General features: G+C 33.2%; 2 protein-coding genes. Both read left to right on the forward strand.

Annotated features, from left to right (window positions below; all coding sequences use genetic code 11):
• The first annotated feature begins 56 nt into the window (after window positions 1-56).
• Complete coding sequence (locus tag KPC_RS19355) at window positions 57-1,061, forward strand: Lnb N-terminal periplasmic domain-containing protein (RefSeq protein ID WP_456049182.1); 1,005 nt, start codon at window positions 57-59, stop codon at window positions 1,059-1,061.
• Between the two features lie 113 nt (window positions 1,062-1,174).
• Window positions 1,175-1,882: a DsbC family protein gene (locus tag KPC_RS19360; RefSeq protein ID WP_121975938.1), complete on the forward strand. Its 708-nt coding sequence runs from the start codon at window positions 1,175-1,177 to the stop codon at window positions 1,880-1,882.
• Window positions 1,883-2,007 lie beyond the last annotated feature (125 nt).

Consider the following 2,007-nt stretch of genomic DNA (forward strand, 5'->3'; position numbering starts at 1 on the left):
ACTTAAATATATAATATTTTCATACTCCACTTAGAGCTGCCAGAATGTCAAAAATAATGTCAGTATTCAAAATTTTNTTAATTATTTTTAGTTCTATTTGGGTATGTCTATTTATCTGGGTTCAAGAACCATACAATTTTTTTGTTACCTTGATACTTATCCTATTATGGATAAGCCTTGCAACATTTTGTATTTATCACCAAAAATACAAATACTTACGCTTTTTTTATAGCGTTTTAACCATCACGATATTCGTTATTTTCTTTTCTCTAACACCACAAAATGATCGTGATTGGGATCCAGAAGTAAAAAGAATTGCATCATATCGGTTCATTGATCATCAAATCGAAATTCAAAACATACGGAATTTTATCTGGAAAAATCCTCAGGAATACATTACCCAGTGGGACACCCGACGTTACGATATTGAAAAAATTCAAAGTATGGATCTGGTTTTATCCTATTTTATGAAAGGACCTGTCGCCCATGCTTTTGTTACATTTGGATTTGAAGATGGGCAGCATCTTTCATTTTCGCTTGAAGTTCGTAAAGAGATGCATGAAAGCTTTTCAGTTATTGGTGGTTTTTTCCGTCAATATGAACTTGCTCTTGTGGTCGGAGATGAAAATGATCTCATCTATACACGCAGTAATATTCGTGGTGAAAAAGTATATATTTATCCTATTAACATGCAAAAAATTGAAATCCAAAAACTCTTTTTAATCTATCTAGATAAAGCAGATCAACTCAGCCAACATCCTCGATGGTACAATACATTAATCAGTAACTGCACCACTATCATTTTTGATCTGGTTGAGCGTGTACTAGGAACAGGCTCTGTGCCTCGTGATTACCGTGTATTACTTCCTGGTCTGTTGCCAGAATATTTATATGATAAAAATCAGCTTGACCGAAAATATACTTTGGAGCAGTGGCAAAAGATGGCTTTTGTTAATAGTAAAACTGATCAACTTAAAGAAGATCCGGATCAGACCAGAATCGATTTTTCCAAACTTATCCGAGAAGGATTACCTGCTAAAAAACAAGTACCATCATCATAATGTTCAGGTTCCCATGAAAGATTTATATTTGTCATATGAATTCTACATTTTTCATATAGTCTTTTGCCTGGTGATTAGGCACTATAAATATATTGTTTTTTATGAGATTTATAATGAAAACCTGGCTTGCCCTTCTCTCTCTGAGTCTTTTTACGTTTAGCTTTGCACATGCAGATGTAAAGACAGTACAAAACAACTTAAAAAAGAATTTTCCAGATATTCCCGTAAACTCTGTCGTTGCTTCTCCTGTCAAAGATATTTATGAAGTTTATATGGGCGGACGTGTAGTTTATACCAACGATGATGCTCAATTATTTTTTGTAGGTAACCTGATTGATTTAAAAAATCAGAAAAATTTGACTGAAGAACGCATACAAGTTTTAAATAAAATTGACATATCTAAACTTCCATTAGATAAAGCAATCAAGCATGTCAAAGGTAATGGCAGTCGTGTTCTTTATATTTTCTCTGATCCCGATTGCCCATATTGTCAACGTTTAGAACAAGAATTAACTAAAATCGATAATGTAACGATCTATCTGTTCTTGTATCCAATTACATCATTACATCCAAATGCAGCAAAAATCTCAGAACAGATTTGGTGTTCAAAGGACCAATACGCTGCTTGGGAAAATTATGTTTTAAATAAAAAAATGCCTGCAAAAGCTGTACAGTGCAAGACTCCGATTCAAGAGGTTCAAAAACTTGCTACCACGTTAGAAATTAGTGGGACACCAACATTTTTCCTTAAAGATGGTAGCCGAGTCTCTGGAGCACGCAGTTCAGAAGAAATCGAGACATTGCTTAAAAATACAAAATAGGTAGAATTATTGTGAAGATCTGTTTTTATTTGCAGATCTTCACATTTATTTTATAAAAGCCTTATACAATTGACGAAGTATAAAAATTGTTCATTATATGGGAATCTTTTTATTTTCCTCAAAAT

Origin of the sequence: Acinetobacter stercoris (assembly GCF_900323515.1) — a bacterium.
In the GTDB taxonomy this organism is placed as follows: domain Bacteria; phylum Pseudomonadota; class Gammaproteobacteria; order Pseudomonadales; family Moraxellaceae; genus Acinetobacter; species Acinetobacter stercoris.